Source organism: Micromonospora sp. WMMD737, from assembly GCF_049179055.1.
GTDB lineage: Bacteria > Actinomycetota > Actinomycetes > Mycobacteriales > Micromonosporaceae > Micromonospora > Micromonospora reichwaldensis.
This window is the reverse complement of record NZ_JBMHMH010000001.1, coordinates 2,133,605-2,154,976: the sequence shown is the minus strand read 5'-3', so window position 1 is coordinate 2,154,976 and position 21,372 is coordinate 2,133,605. Positions and strand designations below refer to the sequence as shown.

20 protein-coding genes are annotated in these 21,372 nt (G+C 72.8%); 16 read left to right on the top strand and 4 right to left on the bottom strand.

The features are described 5' to 3' along the window. Nucleotides 1-6 precede the first annotated feature (6 nt). The 4 genes from ACN27A_RS08380 (at nucleotide 7) to ACN27A_RS08365 (ending at nucleotide 3,731) form a co-directional block, all read left to right on the top strand. Nucleotides 7-873, top strand: a complete 867-nt coding sequence (locus tag ACN27A_RS08380) for an LLM class F420-dependent oxidoreductase (protein ID WP_421451081.1) — start codon at nucleotides 7-9, stop codon at nucleotides 871-873. Between the two features lie 86 nt (nucleotides 874-959). After that, complete coding sequence (locus tag ACN27A_RS08375; RefSeq protein WP_421451078.1) at nucleotides 960-1,682, top strand: SDR family NAD(P)-dependent oxidoreductase; 723 nt, start codon at nucleotides 960-962, stop codon at nucleotides 1,680-1,682. A 10-nt stretch (nucleotides 1,683-1,692) separates the two neighbouring features. Next, nucleotides 1,693-2,910, top strand: a complete 1,218-nt coding sequence (locus ACN27A_RS08370) for an acetyl-CoA C-acetyltransferase (RefSeq protein ID WP_421451076.1) — start codon at nucleotides 1,693-1,695, stop codon at nucleotides 2,908-2,910. Beyond that, complete coding sequence (locus tag ACN27A_RS08365) at nucleotides 2,910-3,731, top strand: SDR family NAD(P)-dependent oxidoreductase (protein WP_421451073.1); 822 nt, start codon at nucleotides 2,910-2,912, stop codon at nucleotides 3,729-3,731. Before ACN27A_RS08370 ends, ACN27A_RS08365 begins: the two co-directional genes overlap by 1 nt. A gap of 17 nt (nucleotides 3,732-3,748) precedes the next feature. On the opposite strand, the gene ACN27A_RS08360 is transcribed toward ACN27A_RS08365, so the two are convergent. Continuing rightward, entirely contained in the window at nucleotides 3,749-4,345 is a 597-nt protein-coding gene (locus tag ACN27A_RS08360; RefSeq protein WP_421451070.1) for a TetR/AcrR family transcriptional regulator, read from the bottom strand. A gap of 322 nt (nucleotides 4,346-4,667) precedes the next feature. Here ACN27A_RS08360 and ACN27A_RS08355 point away from each other — a divergent pair, with 322 nt between their 5' ends. Continuing rightward, a complete protein-coding gene (locus ACN27A_RS08355; RefSeq protein WP_421451067.1) occupies nucleotides 4,668-5,483 on the top strand; it encodes an SDR family NAD(P)-dependent oxidoreductase in 816 nt (271 codons plus the stop codon). Further along, nucleotides 5,476-7,068: a class I adenylate-forming enzyme family protein gene (locus tag ACN27A_RS08350; protein WP_421451064.1), complete on the top strand. Its 1,593-nt coding sequence runs from the start codon at nucleotides 5,476-5,478 to the stop codon at nucleotides 7,066-7,068. The genes ACN27A_RS08355 and ACN27A_RS08350 overlap by 8 nt, the downstream gene beginning before the upstream one ends. Before the next feature lie 57 nt (nucleotides 7,069-7,125). On the opposite strand, the gene ACN27A_RS08345 is transcribed toward ACN27A_RS08350, so the two are convergent. Next, entirely contained in the window at nucleotides 7,126-7,527 is a 402-nt protein-coding gene (locus ACN27A_RS08345; protein ID WP_421451062.1) for a thioesterase family protein, read from the bottom strand. A gap of 73 nt (nucleotides 7,528-7,600) precedes the next feature. On the opposite strand from ACN27A_RS08345, the gene ACN27A_RS08340 reads away from it, so the two are divergent. Further along, on the top strand, nucleotides 7,601-9,235 hold the full coding sequence (locus ACN27A_RS08340) for a class I adenylate-forming enzyme family protein (RefSeq protein ID WP_421451060.1): 1,635 nt from the start codon (nucleotides 7,601-7,603) through the stop codon (nucleotides 9,233-9,235). Between the two features lie 12 nt (nucleotides 9,236-9,247). Here the strand turns inward: ACN27A_RS08340 and ACN27A_RS08335 are convergent, their stop codons facing one another. Both ACN27A_RS08335 and ACN27A_RS08330 read right to left on the bottom strand, forming a co-directional pair. Then, on the bottom strand, nucleotides 9,248-10,741 hold the full coding sequence (locus ACN27A_RS08335) for a class I adenylate-forming enzyme family protein (RefSeq protein WP_421451057.1): 1,494 nt from the start codon (nucleotides 10,739-10,741) through the stop codon (nucleotides 9,248-9,250). Further along, a complete protein-coding gene (locus tag ACN27A_RS08330) occupies nucleotides 10,738-11,877 on the bottom strand; it encodes a zinc-dependent alcohol dehydrogenase (RefSeq protein ID WP_421451054.1) in 1,140 nt (379 codons plus the stop codon). The genes ACN27A_RS08335 and ACN27A_RS08330 overlap by 4 nt, the downstream gene beginning before the upstream one ends. A gap of 103 nt (nucleotides 11,878-11,980) precedes the next feature. Here ACN27A_RS08330 and ACN27A_RS08325 point away from each other — a divergent pair, with 103 nt between their 5' ends. From ACN27A_RS08325 to ACN27A_RS08285, 9 genes are all read left to right on the top strand, one after another. Then, entirely contained in the window at nucleotides 11,981-12,541 is a 561-nt protein-coding gene (locus ACN27A_RS08325) for a 2-oxoacid:acceptor oxidoreductase family protein (RefSeq protein WP_421451051.1), read from the top strand. Beyond that, nucleotides 12,538-13,617, top strand: a complete 1,080-nt coding sequence (locus ACN27A_RS08320; RefSeq protein WP_421451049.1) for a hypothetical protein — start codon at nucleotides 12,538-12,540, stop codon at nucleotides 13,615-13,617. Before ACN27A_RS08325 ends, ACN27A_RS08320 begins: the two co-directional genes overlap by 4 nt. Then, the gene (locus tag ACN27A_RS08315; RefSeq protein ID WP_421451047.1) at nucleotides 13,614-14,396 is read left to right on the top strand and encodes a thiamine pyrophosphate-dependent enzyme; all 783 of its coding nucleotides are present in this window, start codon (nucleotides 13,614-13,616) and stop codon (nucleotides 14,394-14,396) included. The genes ACN27A_RS08320 and ACN27A_RS08315 overlap by 4 nt, the downstream gene beginning before the upstream one ends. Beyond that, on the top strand, nucleotides 14,393-15,124 hold the full coding sequence (locus ACN27A_RS08310) for a GntR family transcriptional regulator (protein WP_421451046.1): 732 nt from the start codon (nucleotides 14,393-14,395) through the stop codon (nucleotides 15,122-15,124). Before ACN27A_RS08315 ends, ACN27A_RS08310 begins: the two co-directional genes overlap by 4 nt. Continuing rightward, nucleotides 15,121-15,396 (top strand): 4Fe-4S dicluster domain-containing protein, encoded by a 276-nt coding sequence (locus ACN27A_RS08305; RefSeq protein WP_421451043.1) that lies wholly within the window; start codon nucleotides 15,121-15,123, stop codon nucleotides 15,394-15,396. Before ACN27A_RS08310 ends, ACN27A_RS08305 begins: the two co-directional genes overlap by 4 nt. A 302-nt stretch (nucleotides 15,397-15,698) precedes the next feature. After that, nucleotides 15,699-16,643: an aminoglycoside phosphotransferase family protein gene (locus ACN27A_RS08300; protein WP_421451041.1), complete on the top strand. Its 945-nt coding sequence runs from the start codon at nucleotides 15,699-15,701 to the stop codon at nucleotides 16,641-16,643. 409 nt (nucleotides 16,644-17,052) lie between these two features. Continuing rightward, nucleotides 17,053-19,041 carry a LodA/GoxA family CTQ-dependent oxidase gene (locus ACN27A_RS08295; RefSeq protein WP_421451038.1) on the top strand — a complete coding sequence of 663 codons (1,989 nt, stop codon included), beginning with the start codon at nucleotides 17,053-17,055 and terminating at the stop codon, nucleotides 19,039-19,041. Next, on the top strand, nucleotides 19,038-20,135 hold the full coding sequence (locus ACN27A_RS08290) for an FAD-dependent monooxygenase (protein ID WP_421451036.1): 1,098 nt from the start codon (nucleotides 19,038-19,040) through the stop codon (nucleotides 20,133-20,135). Before ACN27A_RS08295 ends, ACN27A_RS08290 begins: the two co-directional genes overlap by 4 nt. A gap of 114 nt (nucleotides 20,136-20,249) precedes the next feature. Then, nucleotides 20,250-21,341 (top strand): N-acetylmuramoyl-L-alanine amidase, encoded by a 1,092-nt coding sequence (locus ACN27A_RS08285; RefSeq protein WP_421451034.1) that lies wholly within the window; start codon nucleotides 20,250-20,252, stop codon nucleotides 21,339-21,341. The last annotated feature ends 31 nt before the right edge of the window (nucleotides 21,342-21,372 follow it).

Below are 21,372 nucleotides of genomic sequence, written 5' to 3'. Positions count from 1 at the left end.
GTCGGCATGGGGTTCAAGCTCGGCGTGCTGCCGGTGCTCGGTGGGCGCGGCACAGCCGATCCCGGCGTCACCGCGGTCTTCGTGCGGCGGATCGAGGAGCTGGGCTGCGAGTCGGTCTGGGCGGTGGAGCACCTGGTGGTGCCGGAGGCCTACCGGTCCGACTATCCCTACGACCCGAGCGGCCGGATGGGGCTGGGGCCCGCCGACGACATCCCCGATCCGCTGGAGTGGCTGACCTTCGCCGCCGCGCACACCACGCGGCTGGTGCTCGGCACGGCCATGCTGATCCTTCCCCTGCACCACCCCGTCGGCCTGGCCAAGAGGCTGGCCACGCTGGACGTGCTCAGCGGCGGCCGGTTGATAGCCGGGGTCGGCGTGGGCTGGCTCCGCGAGGAGTACGACGCGGTCGGGGTGCCATTCGCCGGGCGGGGCCGGCTCGCCGACGAGTACCTCGACGTGCTGCGCGCCCTCTGGACCGGCTCACCGGCCAGCCACCACGGCTCTGCCGTGCGCTTCGACGCGGTGCACAGCGCGCCCCGGCCCACCCGGCCGGGCGGGGTCCCCGTCATGGTCGGCGGGCACAGCGTTGCGGCGGTGCGCCGCGCCGCCCGCTTCGCCACCGACTTTTATCCCCTCGGCGTGGACGTGCCGGCGCTGGCCCGGCTGCTGGACCGGCTCCGCGCCGAGTGCGCGGCGCTCGGTCGGGATCCGGCCGAGGTCGCGGTGACCGTACGGGGCCCGGGGACCCGGTCGGAGGCGGACGCCCTGCGTGAGCTGGGCGTGGCGCGGGTGGTCATCCGGGCCGACCCACGGGACCCGGAACTGCTCGCCGCGACGGTCGACAGGTATCGGCACGAGGTCCTGGGAGAGTGACGGCGGTACGGGGGCGCCGGGACGGAGGCGGCGGCGGGGGCGGATGGACCGTTGCTATTCAACCAAGCGCTTGCTAGGTTCGCTTCATGGATTTCGCCTTTCCGGCGGGTGAGACGGTTGTCGTCACCGGCGCCGGCAGCGGGATCGGCCGGGCGACTGCGTTGCTGGCCGCCGCCGCCGGTCTGCGGGTGGCCGCGTGGGACGTCCAGGACCGGGCGGTCGCCGCAACGGTGGACGAGATCGTCGCCGGTGGTGGCGCCGCCGTCGCGCTGACCGTCGACGTGGCCGATCCCGCGGCGGTGCGGGCGGCGCTCGCCGCCAGCGGCCCCGCCCGTTACCTGGTCAACAACGCCGGCCCGGCGAGCAGCACCGACCTCGACTTCGACCGGGCGCTCGCGCTCACCGTGGGCAGCGTGCGGACGGTCACCGACGCGTGGCTCGCCGGCCGTACCGGCGCCGGAGCGGCGGTCGTCAACGTCGCCTCGGTCGCCGGGAACCTGGTCGGCACCGATTCCGCCTGGTACTGCGCGGGAAAGGCCGCCATCGCCGGCTACACCCGGCACCTGGCCACCCGGCTCGCCCCGGCGGTACGGGCCAACGCGGTCGCGCCGGGACTGATCGACACCCCCCGTACCGCCGGCTTCACCGCCACCGACCTCGGCCGTGACCTCGTCGCCCGCAACCCGATGGGGCGCCCCGGCCGGCCGGAGGAGGTCGCCCACGCGGTGCTCTTCCTGCTCGCGCCGCTCGCCGGCTATCTCAACGGCGTCCTGCTGCCGGTCGACGGCGGCTGGACGGTCACTCAGTAAGGGAGAACCGATGCCGGAAGCTGTCATCGTCGCCGCGGCCCGTTCACCGATCGGTCGCGCCGGCAAGGGCTCACTGGTCGGGATGCGCGCCGACGACCTCGTCACCGAGATCACCAGGGCGGCCCTGGCGCAGGTCCCCGCGCTGGATCCGCGGACCCTGGACGACGTCCTGCTGGGCTGCGCCCAACCGGCCGGCGAGCAGGGCTACAACCTGGCCCGGATACTCGCCCTGCGGTTGGGGCTGGACGAGGTGCCCGGCACCGTCGTGCAGCGCTACTGCGCGTCGTCGGTGCAGACCACCAGGATGGCCCTGCACGCGATCAGGGCGGGGGAGGGGCACGCCTTCGTCTCCGCCGGCGTGGAGATGGTCTCCCGCTACGACCGGGGGAAGGCCGACGGCATGCCCGGCACCCACCACCCCCGCTACGCCGCCGCCGAGCAGCGGACCGCCGCCCTGGCCGAGGACGGCGGGCAGTGGTCCGACCCGCGCTCCGCCGGGCTGGAGCCCGACGTCTACATCGCCATGGGGCACACCGCCGAGAACGTGGCCCAGCACTGCGGGGTCAGCCGCCAGGAGCAGGACGAGTTCGCCGTACGCAGCCAGAACCTGGCCGAGCGGGCGATCGCCGACGGCTTCTTCGCCGCCGACATCACGCCGGTCACCCTGCCCGACGGCACCGTGGTCGACCGCGACGACGGCCCGCGCGCCGGGGTCACCCTGGAGAAGGTCGCCGCCCTGAAGCCGGTCTTCCGTCCCGACGGCACCGTCACCGCCGCCAACTGCTGCCCGCTCAACGACGGCGCCGCCGCCCTGGTGGTGCTCAGCGACGTACGCGCCCGCGAGCTCGGCCTGACCCCGTTGGCGCGGGTGGTCTCCACCGGGGTCTCCGCGCTCAGCCCGGAGATCATGGGCCTCGGTCCCGTGCAGGCCAGCCGACGCGCGCTGGCCCACGCCGGGCTCGCCATCGGCGACATCGACCTGGTGGAGATGAACGAGGCGTTCGCGGCCCAGGTGATCCCGAGCTACCGGATGCTCGGGATCGACCCCGACCGGCTCAACGTCCACGGTGGAGCGATCGCGCTCGGCCACCCGTTCGGCATGACCGGGGCCCGGATGACCACCACCCTGGTCAACGCGCTACGGTTCCGGGACCGGCAGTTCGGCCTGGTGACCATGTGCACCGCGGGCGGTCAGGGCATGGCGCTGATCATCGAGCGGCTCTCCTGATGCCCGGCGTGCTGGCCGGCAAGGCGGTCGTCGTGACCGGTGCCGGTCGGGGGCTGGGCGAGGCGTACGCCAGGCTCGCCGCCGCCGAGGGTGCCTCGGTCGTGGTCAACGACGTCGACGCGGCTGCCGCCTCGGCGGTCGCCGGCTCGATCGGGGCGCTGGCGGACGACTCGGACATCGCCACCTGGGCCGGTGCCGGCCACCTGGTCGACGTGTGCCGCCGGGCGTACGGGCGGGTGGACGGGTTGGTCAACAACGCCGGGCTGTTCCGGCTGGCGGACCCGCGCGAGCAGGACCCCGACGAGTTCCGCCGGGTGGTGGAGGTGAACCTGCTCGGCACCGCCTACTGCGGACTGCACGCGATCCGGGCGATGCTGGCGCAGGGCTCGGGCTCGGGCTCGGTGGTGAACGTGACCTCCGGCGCGCAGGCCGGCACGGCCGCGCTCGCCGCGTACGGTGCGAGCAAGGGCGGGGTCGCCTCGCTGACCTGGTCCTGGGCGGCGGATCTGGCCGGCACCGGGGTGCGCGTCAACGCGGTCTCGCCCAACGCGCACACCCGGATGGCGGACGCCTTCGAGCGCCACCTGGGCGCGCGGGCCCGGGGGCAGAACGTGGGCAAGTCCCCGGCCAGCAACGCGCCAGCCGTCATCCACCTGCTCTCCGACGCGGCGGCCGGCGTCTCCGGTCAGGTCGTCCGGATCGACGGCGACGAGTTGTCGCTGGTGGCGCCACCCCGGCAAGCCGCCAGCGTGCGGATGTCGCGGTGGACGGTCCCCGCGGTGGCCGAGGCGTTCGTCGGCGACCTCGGCCTGCACCGTTAGGCGCCGTGCCCGGTCGGTCAGTTCCTGGCGCGGTTGGTCAGGCCGTCCAGGAAGAGCGAGGTGCATTCCTCGGCGAGGCGGGAGGTGGGGTGGTCGGCGCTGGGCTTGAACCAGCGTGCGGACAACCACACGGCGTCCCGCATCAGTCGATAGAGGATCTTCGGGTCGACGTCGGCGCGGAAGGTGCCCTCGGCGAGGCCGGCCTCGATGACGGTCAGCCAGGCGTTCTGCACCTCCCGGCCGGCGTTGCGGAGATAGTCGAACCGGTCGAACTGCAACAGGTAGTTGACGTCGTTCTGGTAGATCTCCGTGGCGTGCGGGTGTGCCTCGACGACCTCCAGCGAGGCCACGATCAGGTCGTGCAGGCGCTGGCGGGCGTCTGTCTCCTGTGCCAGGACCTGCGCGTAGCGGTGCTGGAGGTCCCGGAGGAAGGACGAGACGATCTCGTCGACCATCGACTCCTTGGAGTCGAAGTGGTGGTAGAGGCTGCCGGAGAGGATGCCGACGTCGTCGGCGATCTGCCGGACCGTGGTCGCCGCCACCCCCTTGCTCGCGAACAGGGCGGCGGCGCTGCCGAGGATCGCCTCGCGCCGGACTCCAGGCTCTCGCGCCATGTTTTCTCGCAGACAGACTCGACGGAACAGGGTCTTGGTCGTTGGACGTCGGAAGGGCTTCCCGCCGGACGGCCCCCGAGAGTGTACCGGCGGCATCGGCGGGTCGGGTCGCTCCGGATCCAGGGTAGCGTAACCAACCAAGCGCTTGGTAAGTTTTGCGCACGCGGCCCTGAACATCGAGTCGTGCTGATCCAGCCGGCGCGGGTGGGCCGACCGCGGATGGCCGGGCGACCGGCGGCGAGAAGGCGGCGATGGCTGACGAGCGGATGACCGAGGACGACATCGGCCACCTGGTGGCGTACGACCTCCGGGCGGTGACCGCATGACCGTGGACGCGACCCCACCGGCCCCGGCCGACGGGGAGGCGGTCCCCGGCGCCGGCCGACGGTGGTGCGGCGGACCGATGAGGGGCCGGTACGAGAGCAGGGTCGCGCTGGTCACGGGCGCCGCCGCCGGGCTGGGCCGGGCGACCGCGCGCCGGCTGGCGGCCGAGGGCGCCCGGGTGGCCTGCCTGGATCTGCGCGCCGACGACGCGGGTCTCGGCCCGGCCGGCCTGGCGCTCGCCGGGGACGTCCGCGACGAGGCGGCGGTGGGCGAGGCGGTGGAGCGGACGGTCGCGTGGGGCGGCGGCCTGGACCTGGTGGTGACCGCCGCGGGAGTGGCCTCCTTCGGCCACACCACCGACGTCCCGCTCGCCGAGTGGGAGCGGATGCTGACGGTCAACCTGACCGGCACCTTCCTCACCGCGCGGGCGGCGCTGCCGCACCTGGGCGCGGCCCGTGGCGCGCTGGTCACGGTCTCGTCGCTGGCGGGGGTGCGGGGATACCGCTACAGCGCCGCGTACTCGGCGGCCAAGGGCGGGGTGGTCGCGTTGACCCGGGCGCTCGCCGTCGAGTACGCCCCGGCGGGGATCAGGGTCACCTGCGTCTGCCCCGGCTCGATCGACACCGGGCTGACCCGGAACCTGACGCCGGTGCCGGCGGCCGACCCGAGGCTGCTGGCACACGGGCGGGCACTGGTCGACCCGCCGGTGTCCCAACCCGAGGAGATCGCGGGCGCGATCGCCTATCTCGGTTCGCCGGAGGCGCGGTTCGCCACCGGCGCGGTGCTACGAATGGACGGTGGGGCGGGTGTCTGAGTTCTCCGCGGCGACGATCGAGCGGTACCACGGTGACGGCTCCTGGGACGCCGACACGATCGCCGACCTGGTGGCCCGCCACGCCGCCGCCGCACCGGACGCCGTGGCCTTCCACGCTCCCGAGGGGGCGCTGACCTGGCGGGAGTACGACGCGGCGGCGACCCGGCTGGCCGGCGCGTACGTGCTCGCCGGCCTGCCGCCGGAGCGACCGCTGGCCGTCCTGCTCACCGGGGGCGCGCTCACGCACGTCGCCTACCTGGCCGCGCAGCGGGCGGGGCTGGTCACGCTGGGGCTCGGACCCCGGGCCGGCGACGCCGAGATCAGCCACCTGCTGCGGCACACCGAGGCCGCCGTGCTGGTCAGCCGGGCCGCGCACCGGGGCCGGCCCGGTCCGGAGATCGCCCGCGCCACCGGTGCGCCCGCGCACCTGGAACTGGATCTGGTCGGCGGGCAGCCGGTGCTACGCCGCGACGGCGGCGACCTGCCGATGCCGTCGGTGCCCGCCGCCGTCGACCTGCTGGACGGTCGTGGCCTCGGCCCGGACGACCTGTTCTTCCTCAACTCCACCTCGGGCACCACCGGGCGACCCAAGTGCGTGCGGGCGACCATGAACGTGCGCAAGTACTTCGCCGCACTGGCTGCCGACGCTGGTGCCTTCGGTCCGGACGAGGTGGTGCTCAGCGCGCTGCCCGCCCCGTACGGCTTCGGCCTCTGGAGCGCGCACGTCGTGCCGGCGCGGTACCGGTTCCCCACCGTCCTGGCCGCCGAGTTCGACCCGGCCGGGACGCTGGACCTGATCGAGCGCCACCGGGTGACCGTCCTGGCGGCCGTGACCAGCCAGTTCATCATGTTGCTGAACCACGGGTCGTTCGCCCGGCGGGACCTCTCCTCGCTGCGGGTCCTCTTCACCGGCGGCGAGCGGGTGCCGCCGCACCGGGCGATGGAGTTCGAGGAGCGCACGGGCTGCGCCGTGCTCCAGTTCTACGGGTCCAACGAGGCCGGGCCGATCTCGGTGACCCGGGTGGCAGACCCCCGCCCGGCGCGGTTGGGCACGGCGGGGCGGCCGGTGCCGGCCATGCGGCTACGCCTGCTCGGCCCGGACGGGGAGGACGTGCCGGAGGGCCCGGGGCAGGTGGCGGTGAACGGCCCCGGCTGCGCCCCCGGGTACTTCCGTGACGAGCAGGCCAACCGGCTGCTGTTCCGCCCCGACGGCTGGTTGCGTACCGGTGACCTGGGGCGGCTGGACGAGGACGGGTACCTCACGATCACCGGGCGCACGGCGGACTTCATCATCCGTGGCGGGCACAACGTCAGCGCCCCGGTGGTGGAGGAGGCCGTCGGCGGGCATCCCCGCGTGGCCCAGGTCGCGGCGCTCGGTATGCCGGACGAGGTGCTGGGGGAACGGGTCTGCGCCTTCGTGGTGACCCGCGACGGCGGCGAGCTGACCCTCGACGAGCTGCGGGTCCACCTCGACGCGACGGGCGTGTCCAAGGTCAACTGGCCGGAGCGGCTGGTCGGGTTGCCCGCGCTCCCGCTGGGTGTCGGTGGCAAGGTCGACAAGGCGGCCCTGCGGGCCCTGCTCTGACCGTCCCCGCCACCGAGGGGCGCGCCCCGGCCCCCGGCCAGCGGGAGCCGGGGCCACTCAGGCCGCCGTCGCCCGGATCAGGGTCTGGGTGACCTGGCCGTCCCCGATGACGCGGCCGGCGACGGAGGCGGTCACGTCGAAGGTGATCCACCGGCCGGCCACGGTGGCGACGGTCGCCGCCACGTCGACCCGGTCGCCGCTCAGCGCCGGGGCGCGGTGGTGCACCCCGATCCAGGTGCCCACGGAGGAGGCGCCGGGAGCGAGGCGGGGGCGCAGGATGTCGGCGGCGGTGTCCTCCAGGAGCCCGATCAGGGCGGGGGTGGAGAGCACCGCTGGCGAACCGGGCACGTGGTCGGTGAGCATGCCGGCGCCGACCTCGAACGACCGGTGGATCCGGTCGCCGGGCGCGACGGCGGCGGTCAGTAGGTCGACCGTCTCCGGGGTTCGCCAGATCTGCATCCCGCCTCCTTGACACGTCTCGTCGTACGGCCACAGAATGCCATAAACAAGCGCTTGTTTGGTAGGGGTGACGATGCAGGTGAACGATGTGGCGGCTCTCTTCCCACCCGGAACGGCCCCGGTCGCCGGCAGCGCGCACGAGCGCTACGTCGCGCAGCGGCTGGCCGAGGTGGGTCGGTGGGGCGACGACACCCTGGTCGACCGGGTACGCCGGCACGCCGGCCTGATCGGCGGGCGGGCCGCCTTCGTCGCGGGGGCCGACCGGGTCACCTGGCAGGGCCTCGACGACCTCTCCGACCGGCTCGCCGCGGTGCTGCTGCGGTACGGTCTCGCGCGCGGCGAGCGGGTCGGTGTGCTGCTCCCGGACGGCGTCGCGGTGCACGTGGCCTACCTGGCCGCGCTGAAGGCGGGAGTGGTGGTGGTCGCCGTCGGGCCGCGCGCCGGCCGGCTGGAGGTCCGGCACCTGCTCACCACCAGCGGCGCCACCGCGCTGATCAGCCATGCCGAGCACCGGGGCGCGCCGGTGGCCGGGCTGGTCGAGGGCCTGCCGCTGCGGGTCCGGCTGGAGCTGCCGGCGACGGTGACGGAGGCGGGCTGGCCCGGCCCGACCGACGCCGAGCGGGCGCTGATCGCCGAGCGGACCCTGGGCCTCGGCGACATCCACCTGCTCAACGGCACGTCCGGCACCACGGGCATGCCCAAGTGCGTGGTGCACAACCAGAACCGGTGGATGTACTACCACCAGCTCGCCGTCGAGGCCGGCGCGCTCACCGGTGACGATGTCTTCCTCACCCTGATCCCCGCCCCGTACGGCTTCGCCCAGTGGACGGCCAACTTCACGCCCACCCTGCTCGGCGCGCCGACGGTGGTGATGCCCCGGTTCGACGCCACCGGGGCGCTGGAGCTCATCGAGCGGGAACGGGTGACCGTGCTCTGCTGCGTGAGCACGCAGTTCATCATGATGCTGAACGCCGACCCGGGCCGCTACGACCTCAGCTCGCTGCGGTGCATGTTCACCGGCGGCGAGGCCGTGCCCTTCGAGCGGGCCGCCGAGTTCGAGCGGCGTACCGGTGCCCGTGTCCTCCAGTTCTTCGGCTCGAACGAGACCGGGGCGCTGTCGCGTACCACGATGGACGACGACCTCGACGCGCGGCTGCGGACGGCGGGCCGGGTGATCGACGAGATGAACGTCCGGCTGTTCGCCGAGGACGGCACCGACGTCACCGCCGCCGGCGGCCCCGGTCAGGCGGCCTGCGCCGGGCCGGCGACCTGCCTCGGCTACTTCGCCGACCCGGCCGCCAACGAACGCCTCTTCACCCCCGACGGGTGGATGCTGACCGGGGACATCTGCACCAGCGACGCCGACGGCTGCCTGCGGGTGGTCGACCGGAAGCAGGACTTCATCATCCGGGGCGGCAAGAACGTCAGCGCGGCGGCGGTGGAGGACCAGGTCGGCTCGCACCCGGCGGTCGCCATGGTGGCGGCGGTCGCGGTGCCCGACCCCACGTACGGCGAGCGGGTGTGCGCGGTGGTGGTCCCGCGTCCCGGCGCCACGCTCGACCTGGACGGGCTGCGCGCGCACCTCGCCGACCGGGGAGTCAGCCCGGAGAACTGGCCGGAGCGGTTGGAGATCGTCGACGACCTTCCGCGTGGCTCCGGCGGCAAGGTCGCCAAGGCCGAGCTCCGCGCCTGGCTCCGCGCCGGTTGACCTCTCCCGGCGTCACGAGGCGTTCCGCAGCGACTCCCGGATGCGCGACCGCTGCACCTGGCCGGTGGCGGGGGTGCGCGGGATGGCGGGCAGCACGACCACCCGGCGCGGCTGCTTGAAACCGGCCAGCCGACCGGCCACGTGGCCGCGTACCCTGCCGACGTCCGGCGGGGTCGCGCCGGGCGCCAGCACCAGGACCGCGCAGACGACCTCGCCCCAGCGGTCGTCGGGCAGGCCGACCACGGCCACGTCGACGATGCCGGCCAGGCCACGCAGGGCAGCCTCCACCTCGACCGGCGAGACCGACTCGCCCCCGGTCCGGATCACCTCCCGGACCCGGCCGGTGAGGTGCAGGTAACCCTCCTCGTCCAGGCGGCCCAGGTCGCCCGAGCGGTAGGCGCCGTCCGGCAGGGCGGCGGCCGTCTCGGCGGGCAGCCGGTGGTAGCCAGACATCAGCGCCGGGCCCGTGACCAGCACCTCGCCGACCTGTCCGGCGCCCTCCGCGTCAACCCAGAGGGCGCCCGGGAAGGCCGGCCGGCCGACGCTGCCCGGCTTGCGGGCCAGGTCCGCGTCGGGCAGCGCGCTCATCCGGCCGGCCTCGGTGGAGCCGTACAGGATGGTCGTGGTCGTGCCGGGCAGCCGGTCCTTGATCCGCTCGACCAGATCGGCCGGCAGGGCCGAGGTGCCGGTGTCGGCGTGCCGCAGCGAGGAGAGGTCGGCCCGCCGGTGCTCGCCGTCGAGCAGCCGTTCCCACACCGCCGGGATGCAGTAGAGCGCGGCCGGCCGTTCGGTGCGGACCACGTCGATCAGCCGGGCCGCGTCGGCGCGGGGGACCAGGTGCACGGCCGTCCGGTTCTGCCACGCCTCCAGCACGTAGTGCCAGCCGCCGTAGTGGTAGAGCGGGAAGCTGCACAACACCCCGCCCGGGCCACGGATCGCGGCGGTGAAGGTGCCGCCGCCCGGCGCGGCGCGCAGCCAGCTCGCCCGGTGGCTGACCAGCGCGCCCTTCGGCTGACCGGTGCTGCCGCTGGTGAGGTAGATGATGTGCGGGTCGGTGTCGGCCAGCCGGTCGGCGCCCGCCGGCGCGGTGGCCGCCGCCCGGGCGGTGAGCGCGTCGAGGTCGGCACCGGCGCCCGGCGTCCCGCCGAGGCCGACCAGCGGTGCTCCCGCCGGCGCGTCCGGGCGGTCGCTGACCAGGAGGCGGGGCTCCAGGTAGTCGAGCACGGTCGCGGTCTCGACGGGGGAGAGGCCCGGATTGAGCGGTACGAAGACCGCCCCGAGGCGGGCGCAGGCGACGAAGCCGTCGAGGGTACGCAGGGTCGGCGCCGCCGACCAGGCCACCCGGTCACCGGCGCGTACCCCCAGCCCGGCGAGGGCGTTCGCCGTGCGGTTCGCCTGCCGGTCCAGCTCGCCGAAGGTGATCCGCCGGCCGCACAGGGTGGCCGCCACGGCGGTCGGGGTCATCCGGGCGGTCAGCCGGACGATCTCGCCGATCAGCAGGCTCACGGCTGCCCCCAGTCGGCGCCGAGCCGGACCTGGGCGGGGTTGATCGCGCCGTACCTCGTCTTGTCCCGGGTCATCCGCACCGCCTCCGGGATCGACTCGATGCCGGTCAGTTGATGCGTCACCAGGGACTCCACGTCGACGTCGGAGCGGGCGACCAGGCGCAGGGCCTGGGTGAAGACGTTGCCGGAGGGGGAGTATCCGCCGGCGCCGGAACGGGGATGCAGCAGGGAGACCGCCCGCTCACGGAGCAGGCCGAGGGGCGCCGGCGCGCCGTCGGGCAGCACCGAGACGCCGACCACCCGGCCACCCCGGCGGGCGCAGCGGGCGGCCAGTTCCAGGGTGTCCACGCCGGACAGGCCGTGCCCAGGTGACCCGCCCGCGGTCTCGACGACCACGTCCGCGCCGACGCCGCCGGTCGCCGCCAGGATCGCCGTCAGCACCGGATGGTCTCCCTCGGTGCCGTCCGGGGTCGCGTCGATGACGAGGTCGGCGCCGAAGCGCCGGGCCAGGGCGAGCTTCGCCGGGCTCCGGCCGCTGACCGCGACGAGGCCGGCGTTGCCCCGGCGGGCGACCTGGACGGCGAGCAGGCCCATCACGCCGGCGCCGAGGACCAGGACGCTCTCGCCCGGCGCGACGGCGGCCAGGGCGTGGGCGTGCAGCGCCCCGGCGAGCGGCTGGATCGCCGCGCCCGCGCTGGCGCTCACCCCCGCCGGGACGGGCACCACGGCGCTCTCGGGCACGACCACCCGCTCGGCAAGCGCCCCCGGGCGGGTGAAGCCCAGGAACTCGGGCCGGACGCAGGCGTCGGCGCGGTCGTGCCGGCAGGCGGCGCAGCGCCCGCAGGTCAGCGTCTCGACGGCGGTGACCCGGTCGCCCGGCCGGTAGCGCCGGACCCCGGCGCCGACCGCGCCGACCACGCCGCAGAACTCGTGCCCACCGAAGCGGACCGGGCCGTCCGCGAGCGCCTCGGCCAGCCGCCGGTGCAGGGCGATCGGCTCACCGGCGATCAGCATGCACTCGGTGACGCTCGGCTGCACGCACGCGACGTCGATCAGCACCTCACCGGGGCCGGCCTCCGGATCGGGCACCTCGTCGACCCGGAGGTCGCCGAAGCCATGCAGGACGGCGGCGCGCATCGTGCTCCTTCCGACGGGCGGGGTCGGGACGGCCCTTGCCTAGCCGATTGAATTTTGTATCTAATATCCAAACAAGGTCAAGGACTCAGCTGGGGAGGACCGCATGGAGCGTGAACTCGTGGTCACCGGCGTCGGCGGCCAGGGCATCCAGCTACTCGCCAAGACCGTCGCCCTCGCCGCCACCCGCGAAGGGCGGTACGCCATGCTGACCGCCGACTACGGCGGCGAGATGCGCGGCGGCCCCTCCCGGGCCGGCGTGGTGATCGGCGACGCGCCGCTGCGGAGCCTGCCGGTGCTCGCCGCCGCCTGGTCGGCCATCGTCGTCCACCACCGGTTCAGCGAGCCGGCCCTGGTGCGGCTGCGCCCCGGCGGGCCGGCGGTGGTGAACGTTCCGCTCGTCGACCCGGCGAGCCTGCCCGACATGACCGTGTACGCGGTGGACGCCGGCGCCGTGGCGAAGTCCGTCGACGCGCCCCAGGCGATCGGGTTCGTGCTGCTCGGGGCGTACAACGCGGTCGCCCGGGCGGTCGACCCCGAGGCCCTGGTCGAGGCGATGACCGAGCTGCTGCCGCCGTACCGTCGACAGCACGCCCCGGCCAACGCCCGGGCGCTCGCCGCCGGCGCCGCAGCGCTGGCCGGCGCCCCGGTGGGGGTGACGTCGTGACCCGGGAGTTGCTGGAGGGCAGCGCGGCCATCGCGGCGGCGGCCATCACCGCCGGCTGCCGCTTCTTCGCCGGCTACCCGATGTCACCGTTCACCGGCCTGCTCGAGAGCATGTCGCGCGAGCTGCCGGCAGTCGGCGGGGTGTGCGTCAACGCCGAGAGCGAGATCGAAGGGGTCAACATGGTCCTCGGCGCGGCGGCGGCCGGCGCCCGGGCCGCCACGGGCTCCTGCGGCCAGGGGATCGCCCTGATGCAGGAGACGATCGCCGAGGCGGCGCTCAACCAGACCCCGTTCGTCGTCTTCAACATGGCCCGCAACCAGCAGGACTACTTCCAGTGCACCCGTGGCGGCGGCTGGGGCGACTACCGGACGATCACCCTCGCGCCGAAGGACGTCACCGAGGCGGTCGCGCACACCCAACTGAGCTTCCACCTCGCCGAGCTGTACCGCGCGCCGGTGATCCTGTACGGCGACCCCCTGATCGCCCAGACCCGCGTCTCGGTCACCGTGGCGCCCCAGGACCACGGGCCGCTGCCGGCGCGGGACTGGGTGCTCGACGGCACGGGCGGCGGCACCGGCAAGTCCCGCCAGGTCTGGACCTGGGCGATGGGCAAGGCGACCGACCCGGGCCCCGGCCCGGACCGGCACTGGCGGGCGGTGGCCGACAAGTTCGACGCCGTCGCCGCCGCCGAGGCCCGCTTCGAGCAGGCGCACGTCGAGGACGCCGAGACGGTGGTGGTGGCCTTCGGCACCGCGGCGCTCTTCGTCGAGTACGTGGTCGAGCAGCTGCGCGCCGAGGGCCACCGGATCGGGTGGTTCCGGCCGGTGACCCTGTGGCCGTTCCCCGGGGACGCGTTGGCCGCCGCCACCACCGGGGCGCGCCGGGTGCTCGTGTTCGAACTCAACGCCGGGCAGATGCTCGACGACGTCCGCATCCACGCCGCCGACCGCTCGGCCGTCCGGTTCATCGGCGGGGTCAGCATCGCCGAGTCCGGCCTCGCGTACGGCGACCTGATGGACGCGCCGGCGATCCGGGACCGGATCCTCGCCGCACTCACCGGAGGTGCCCCCGCATGACCCGGGAACAGATCGTCATCGATACGTCGGGCCCGCCCTCGGTGCCCGCCCGCAAGGTGGCCGACCCGCGACCGTCGCTGCTCCTCGGGGAGCACTCGCTCTGCCCGGGCTGCGGCGAGCCGGTCGCGCTGCGGCTGCTGCTGGAGGTCCTCCAGGAACTGGACATCGTGCAGCGGACCATCGGGGTGGTGGGGCACGGCTGCTACGGCAGCTTCGTACGGATCATGGACGTCGACGTGCTCCAGTGCCTGCACGGCCGGGCGCCCTCCTGCGCCACCGGGATCAAGCGCGTCCGGCCGGAGTGCGCCGTGTTCACCATGCAGGGCGACGGCGACATGGCCAACGAAGGGCTCCAGGAGGTCCTGCACGCCGCCGCCCGGGGCGAGAAGATCACCTGCGTCATGCTCAACAACGGCGTCTTCGGCGACACCGGCGGCCAGCTCACCGCGACCACCGTGCTCGGCCAGCGGACCAAGACCAGCCTGGCCGGTCGGGACGCGGCGGCGCACGGCTACCCCATCCCGGTAGCCGACCTGGTCGCGGGGTTGCAGGGCAGCGCCTACGTCGCCCGGGGCGCGGTCTCCACCGCCGGCGGGGTGGCCCAGACGAAACGGATGCTGCGCCGCGCCTTCGAGACGCAGCTCTCCGGCGCCGGGTTCAGCCTCGTGGAGATCCTCACCATGTGCCCCACGGGATGGTTCGTGCCGGCCGGCGAGGGCCCCGGATATCTTGTCGGGTCGCTGGAGCAGAGCTATCCACTCGGGGAGTTGGTCACGTGACAGCACTGGTGCGGGCGAAGGCGGGCGAGGCCGTCGCCGGACACATTCTCGGGCTGCTCTTCGACGGCACGCTGCGCAGCGGCGACCGGATCGACCTCGACAGCATCGCCGCCACCCTCGACGTCAGCCGGGTCCCGGTCCGGGAGGGGCTGATGCAGCTCGAGCGCGACGGCCTGGTGAGCATGCCGCACTACCGGGGCGCGTTCGTCTCCGCCTTCGATGCGGGCACGGTCCGCGAGGCGTTCGAGTTGTACGGCATGCTGAGCGCGTTGACCAGCAGCCGGGCGGCCACGTCCGGCGACGCCGGGCTGCGCGAGACGCTCGACAAGCTCATCGAGGCGCTGGGCGGCTGCGACCAGGTGGACGAGTTCGAGCGGCTGGCCCGGGAGTTCCGCAAGGTGGTCAACCTCGCCGCTGCGGGGCCGCACCTGAGGGCGCTGCTGCGTACCTTCAGCGGCCTGGTGCCGGTCGCGGCCAGGTTCTCGATCGAGGACGCGATGGACGAGGAACGGGCCGCGTTGCGCCGCGAACACGCGGCGCTGACGGCCGGCGATCCCGAGGCCGCCGCCGAGGCGAGCCTCGACCACGTGTTGATGACGGCCGAGAACGCGGTGCGGGCGCTGCAACGACGCGGCGTCTTCGCGGCGGATGCCGCGCCGCCCGCCACGGGGGACCGGGACCGACTGCTCGGCATCGTGCGGGCCACGACCGGAGGAGTACGCCAGTGACGGCACCGGAGAACGCGACGAGGAGCAGTCGGGGCACCCTGGTCATCGACGTCGAGAGCTGCAAGGGCTGCGAGCTGTGCGTCATCGCCTGCCCGCCCGAGGTGCTGGTGATGTCCGACGAGGTCAACGAGATGGGCTACCGGTTCCCGGAGCTGACGCCGGGCTGCACCGGCTGCACCGCGTGCCAGATGGTCTGCCCCGACTTCGTCTTCTCGGTCTACCGGCTGACGCCGGCCAAAACGGACGGGGGGCCGGAGCGCACCGCCCGATGACGCTGCCGTCCTCGCCGCCGGGCAGGACCCGTGACGCCCCACACCTGTCACTTCGCGGTAGCGGCGCCAGCAGGCCCCGCACGAAGTCGCGCATGCGCCGTCGGGTTCCGGCCTGCGGAAGCGCTCGCCGATGGTCAACATCAAGTCTTCGAACAACACCCTCCATCGCTGAGCGTCTACCCTGTAGCCGGCAGCCACCGCGACGTCATGGTCAGTCCACACAGCCGTCCGTGATCGACGTGGCCGCTTCCGCTCGCGCAGCACATCGCGCTCAACCTCGATGGTCAGACGAGGACGGCTCAGTGAGTGACATTCCGGACCTCGGTCCCCTGCCGCAACGCATCACCGTTGACGCCGAACAGGTGCGTCGGCTCATCGCCGACCAGTTCCCGCACCTGGCCGACCTCCCGGTTGAGCCGGTAGCCAACGGCGGCTGGGACAACTGGACCTTCCACCTCGGTCCTGAAAGGCTGGTGCGTCTGCCCAGCGCAGCCGAGTACGCCTTGGCGGTCGACAAGGAACATCGGTGGCTTCCTGCCCTCGCCGCTCGGCTGCCGCTGCCCATCCCCGCCCCGCTGGCGAAAGGCAAACCAGATGCGGGCTACCCCTATCCGTGGTCGATCTACCGGTGGCTCGACGGCGAGCCTGCGAGCGTGGATCGCATCGCCGACCCGGTGCGATTCGCGATCGACCTGGCCGAATTCCTGGCGGCCCTGCAGGGCGTCGACTCCACTGGGGGCCCGCAGCCGGGTGTCCACAACTGGTTCCGGGGTGGCACCCTGCGCACCTACGACAAAAAGATTCAGAGTGCGCTCACGGACTTGGACGGCCACGTCGATGCCGAGCTGGTGCGCGAGATCTGGGCGCGGGCACTCGACGCCTGCTGGGACGGTGTAGACCGCTGGTTCCATGGGGACATCGCCCAGGGAAACCTTCTACTTGCTGACGGCCAGTTGGCGGCCGTCATTGACTTCGGGACATGCGGTGTCGGTGACCCGGCCTGCGATCTGGCGATTGCCTGGACGTTGCTGACCGCCGACGGCCGGCAGGCATTCCGCAAGCAGCTGCCGGTAGATGATGCGACGTGGGCGCGCGGACGTGGCTGGGCCCTCTGGAAAACCCTCGCCACCTGCTCCTACACCTTCGAAGATCCCGAGGACGCAGAAGAATTCGCGAACGCGCAACGCGTCCTCGGCGAAATCTTCTCTGAATACACGGGCAGCGCTGTCACCAAGCCTCGACCGTGACAGTGATTACGCCCTGACACGCCCTCGTCCAGCCGTGATCACCATCCCCGACTGGAGTACCAGGCAGCGTCGCGAAGCCGAGTACGCGTGTCGATGATCGATAGGCGGCGAGGTCTCCGGTAGAGGGTCCTTCGGCCAAGAAGAACCTGCTCATGTTGGCGATCCGGCGGCAGCGTCATGTGCCTCCGTTGGTGGCTCGGCCAGCGTGGGCACCGGTCGGTGAACGTGGATGGACCGCCGTGCGCAGGTGGGGATCGGCGCGCTTGGCGATGACGCGTACGCGCAACTGATCAAGGGTGGTCTGGATCGGCTGGCGCAGGAGCTGACCTCCAAGTAGGGCAGCACCAGATCCGCCGCCTGACGCCGTTCGCCGAATGCAAGCCTCCGCAGCTCGCTAATCTCCTGGTGGATGCCTGTTCCGTCAGCTGGAAAGCGAAAGATTCTAATGGCAGAGGAAATCATCCGCGCGGCTGTCCACCCGGCGATCGGTGTGGCGCGGGTAGGCAACAGCGACAGTGAGTATTTCATCGGTCCGGAGATGCCGGATCCTCCGCCTCGTGCGCCGGGCTTCTACCGGGACCCGTCCGGGGCGCTCAAACGTCAGGCCGCCCGGTTCCGGGTGTACGGGTACAACGCCAAAGGTCAAGTGGTCAAGGAGATCCTTCCCCAGGAAGGCACGTCCCTGCGCTGGAGCGTCGAGCTGGCCAACAAGAAGGCCGCCTGGTACCAGTTCCGGCTGGCGTTGGACATCCCCGAGGCCGAGCAGGCCAAGAACGCCGAGCTGCGTAACGTCGACGTGCCGCGCGCCGAGCGCGACCGGCTGGAGATCAAGCCTGGCCCCCGCGAGATCAGTGGTGTCAATGTCAGCACCGGTGCCGTCTTCGACACGGGCAAGTTCATGGGCATTCCCGTCTATCTCGGCGAGCTGCACACCGATGAGGAGGGGCGGCTGCTGGTCCTCGGCGGCAAGGGTGTCGCCGCCCCGTACGACAAGAAGTACGAGACGCTGAAGTCGTATGCCAACAACGACGGTTGGCACGACGACGTCTCCGACGGACCCGTGACCGCGAAAGTGACAATCGACGGCCGTGAGATACCGGTGGATCCGGCGTGGGTCATCGTCGGACCGCCCGACTACGCGCCCGGCGTCAAGAGCGTGCGCACGTTGTACGACCTGCTGTTCGACATGCACGTCGCCAGCGGTGTGCTGCCCTTTCCCGAGGTGTCGTTCCACGAGCACATCGCGCCCGTGCTGCGCCGGATGAGCGAGCTTCAATGGGTCAACCACGGGTTCGCCACCCGGTTCGGCTGGGGCGGGGCCGACTACTTTCTCGACGACTCCTTCCTGGCCAAGCTCGCCCGGCCCGATCAGCAGTACGCGGAGCTGCGCACCCAGATCTACACGGCGCTGCGCCACATCGACCGGGACGGGATCTCCCCGGTGCCGTGGCCATGGATCTACGGCGACGCCATGTCGGTGCCGCCCCGCTCGGTGCGCCACCACGTGACGTTGTCACCCGTCCAGTACCGCATGTTCCGCTACTGGGCGGCGGGCAGGTTCGTGCCGGGCGACCCGCCCGCCACGGGAGGGCAGTTCTGTGACGTGACACTGGATCTGCAGCCGCAGACGCTCGACCGTGCCGCGCTCGACTTCTGCCTGGCCGACGCGTTCCACCCGGGTTGCGAGGTGACCTGGCCGATCCGGCACCCGTCGATGTACCAGGGCCGCTTCCGCATCCGGCACCGGCCCGGCGGCTGGCAGGAGCCGTTCTACGGGCCCTGGCTGACCCCGCAGACCGCACTGGCGGTGGACGGCCCGCTGTACGCCCAGGCTCCCGGCGACCTCACCCGCTGGATGGCCGTGCCGTGGCAGACCGACACCTCCGAGTGCCGTTCCGGCTACGCCAGTCAGGAGGAGATGGGCTTCACCGCCGGGTTCGACCCGTACCTGCCGACGTGGTGGCCCGCGACCGTGCCCAACCACGTGCTCACCGAAGCCGACTACCGCACGGTCATGGACACGCACCAGGACATCGAGGTGCGACGCAGGGCATTCGAGCAGCGGGCGGTGTGGTTCCGTGCGCTGCACGGCGACGACGAGCAGCAGCACAAGCAGATGGTGGAACTCTGGTCCAAGCTCGGCATCGTGGAGACCCGCGACGGCCCTGACGACGGCACGTTTCCCGCTGTCATGCGGGTGGAGTCGACGCCGCTGCTCGACCTCGACCAGGTGCCGTACACCCGCAACCTGATCGCCCTGCACGTGCCCGAGACGGCCGACGGTGCAGGGGTCTCCGATGACGAGGTCGGATACGTCATCGAGCAGAGCCCGTTCGACTCCGACGAGGTGCTGGTGGGCCGCTTCGACAAGGTCAGCCCGTACCGGGACCAACTGTGAGCGGAGGCGGCCCGCCGCCCGGTTCCTGGTACGACGTCGTGGTGGCCGGCGGCGGTCCCGCCGGTGCCGCCGCCACTGCGGCCCTGGTCCGAGCGGGCCGCTCGGTCCTGCTCGCCGACGCCGGCCACCGCACGCCGCGGATCGGGCAGGCCCTGCCCGGGGCGGCCCGCCGCATGCTGAACGAACTCGGCCTGCCCACTCCGGACGCGGCCGGCGGCCACCCACGGTGCCTGGCCAACCTTTCGGCCTGGGACTCGGAGACCCTTGCCCGTGTCGACACGATCCTCGACCCGTACGGGCACGGCTGGCACCTGGACCGGCCGCTCTACGACCGTCAGCTGCGCGCGGCCACCGTGGCCGCCGGAGCCCGGGCCCTCGACGACACACGGGTCGCCGAGGCCGTGCGCGAGCCGGGCGGTGCGTGGACTCTGCGGCTGCACACCGCGACGGGAGCCCGCTGGGTAAGGTGCGCGTGGCTGGTCGAGGCGACCGGCCGGGCCGGGGCCATCGCCCGTCGTCACGGCGGCCACTACCGGACCACCGACCGGCTCGTCGGCGTCGAAGTCCGAGTCCCCGCAGCCGATCCGGGTCTGGCAGCCTCGCTGGTCGAGGCGGTGCCCGACGGGTGGTGGTACGCCGCGCCCGCTCCGCACGGGCACCGGGTGCTCACCTACTTCACCGATGCCGATCTGGCGCCGGCGGACCTGCACCGGCCCGTCCGGTACCGGGCGCTGCTGGCCAGGCTCCACCATGTGTACGCTCCTGTCCAGGACGTCGGAGAATGGGCCCCACCGCGGCGGGTCGCCGCCCACAGCAGCCATCTCACCCTCCCGCACGGCGACGGGTGGATCGCCGCCGGTGACGCCGCCGTGGCCTTCGACCCCCTCTCCAGCCAGGGCATCCTCACCGCCCTCTACACCGGGCTCGTCGCCGGCCGAGCCGTCGACCGGCACCTGCGCGGCGAGCGTGACGCCCTACCCGGGTACGCCGCGAACCTTGCCAGGATCCGGGCGGCGTACCGCCGCCACCACCGCGACGCGTACCAGAGGGAACAGCGGTGGGCCTCGCGCCCCTTCTGGCGCCGGCGCCGGTAGCCCTCTGCGCGGCCACGGTCTTTCGGCAGCACGCCGGTGCCGCATCCGCTCACCGGCAGCTCCTGCACCGCGGCCCCGCGACCCACTCAACTTGGAGATCATGGAGGATCAATGGTGATCAAGCGCGAGATCGAGATTGCCGACGCCGTACCCAGCGCCATGTTCCCGTGGATCATCGACTGCGACAGCTGGGGCGCCCGCCGGCCGAAGCCCCCCGGGGTGGTGCTGCTCGACGGCACCACCCGGAAGATCATCCTTCACCACACCGGGGAGCCGACGCACAACACCACCGACTTCTCCCGCGAGCGGGCGGTGAGGTTGGCGAAGGACATCCAACGATTCCACCAGGACGAGAGGGGCTGGTCCGACTCCGGGCAGCACTTCACGATCAGCCGGGGCGGCCATGTGCTGGAAGGACGGGCGCGCAGCCTCGAGACGCTGGAGACCGGCCTGGCCCAGGTCCGATCGGCGCACTGCCCCGGCCGCAACCACGACTCGATCGGCATCGAGAACGAGGGTTTCTACATCGAGGAGACCCCGACGCGGAAGCTGTGGGACTCGCTGGTGCGGCTCTGCGTCACGATCTGCCGGCAATACCAGCTCAGGGCGCACCACATCTTCGGCCACTGGGACTTCCGCAACACGCAATGTCCCGGCATCGGCTTCTACCGTCAGTTTCCGCAGCTGCGCCGCGAGGTGGCGGCCCAGCTCGGGACACAGATCGGGGAGGTCCCGGAGCGCACCTGGCCCGACATCTACGAGGTCGCCGAGGGTACGCCCGTCGGGGGCCCGGTGGTCACCGTCGCCCAGTACCTCCTGCGCAACGCCGGCTACCCCATCCCGCTGACGGATGGCGGGCAGTGGTTCCCCGAGATGACCTCAGCCATCAGGGACTGGCAGCACAGGCACGGTCTTGCTGTGTCACCGGACGGGACCATGACCGCCGAAACCTGGGAGACACTCGCTCCCGAGCTGGACCAGCACGCCACTGGCGATGTGGTCAGGGCGCTGCAAGGCATCCTCGTCGCCAAGGGATACCTGGAGGTCGGCGTCAACGGCCAGTTCGACGACGCCACCGGGAGTGCCGTCAAGGACCTGCAGGAGCTGCACGGCCTGCCCGCCAACGGCGAAGTGGACACCAGGACGTGGTGCGCCGTCACTGGCGGCGTGATCCGTGAGGCCTTCAGGGACGCCCTTCGTTCGTAGCGCCCATGCGACAGGAACCAGGTTGCCTGGG

Bases quoted from the DNA above. Each gene is read 5' to 3' on its own strand.
- ACN27A_RS08345 (WP_421451062.1), bottom strand. From the start codon at position 7,527: ATGCAGATCTGGCGAACCCCGGAGACGGTCGACCTACTGACCGCCGCC.
- ACN27A_RS08295 (WP_421451038.1), top strand. From the start codon at position 17,053: ATGCCTGTTCCGTCAGCTGGAAAGCGAAAGATTCTAATGGCAGAGGAA.
- ACN27A_RS08340 (WP_421451060.1), top strand. From the start codon at position 7,601: ATGCAGGTGAACGATGTGGCGGCTCTCTTCCCACCCGGAACGGCCCCG.
- ACN27A_RS08315 (WP_421451047.1), top strand. From the start codon at position 13,614: ATGACCCGGGAACAGATCGTCATCGATACGTCGGGCCCGCCCTCGGTG.
- ACN27A_RS08375 (WP_421451078.1), top strand. From the start codon at position 960: ATGGATTTCGCCTTTCCGGCGGGTGAGACGGTTGTCGTCACCGGCGCC.
- ACN27A_RS08370 (WP_421451076.1), top strand. From the start codon at position 1,693: ATGCCGGAAGCTGTCATCGTCGCCGCGGCCCGTTCACCGATCGGTCGC.
- ACN27A_RS08355 (WP_421451067.1), top strand. From the start codon at position 4,668: ATGACCGTGGACGCGACCCCACCGGCCCCGGCCGACGGGGAGGCGGTC.
- ACN27A_RS08360 (WP_421451070.1), bottom strand. From the start codon at position 4,345: ATGGCGCGAGAGCCTGGAGTCCGGCGCGAGGCGATCCTCGGCAGCGCC.
- ACN27A_RS08365 (WP_421451073.1), top strand. From the start codon at position 2,910: ATGCCCGGCGTGCTGGCCGGCAAGGCGGTCGTCGTGACCGGTGCCGGT.
- ACN27A_RS08330 (WP_421451054.1), bottom strand. From the start codon at position 11,877: ATGCGCGCCGCCGTCCTGCATGGCTTCGGCGACCTCCGGGTCGACGAG.
- ACN27A_RS08325 (WP_421451051.1), top strand. From the start codon at position 11,981: ATGGAGCGTGAACTCGTGGTCACCGGCGTCGGCGGCCAGGGCATCCAG.
- ACN27A_RS08380 (WP_421451081.1), top strand. From the start codon at position 7: ATGGGGTTCAAGCTCGGCGTGCTGCCGGTGCTCGGTGGGCGCGGCACA.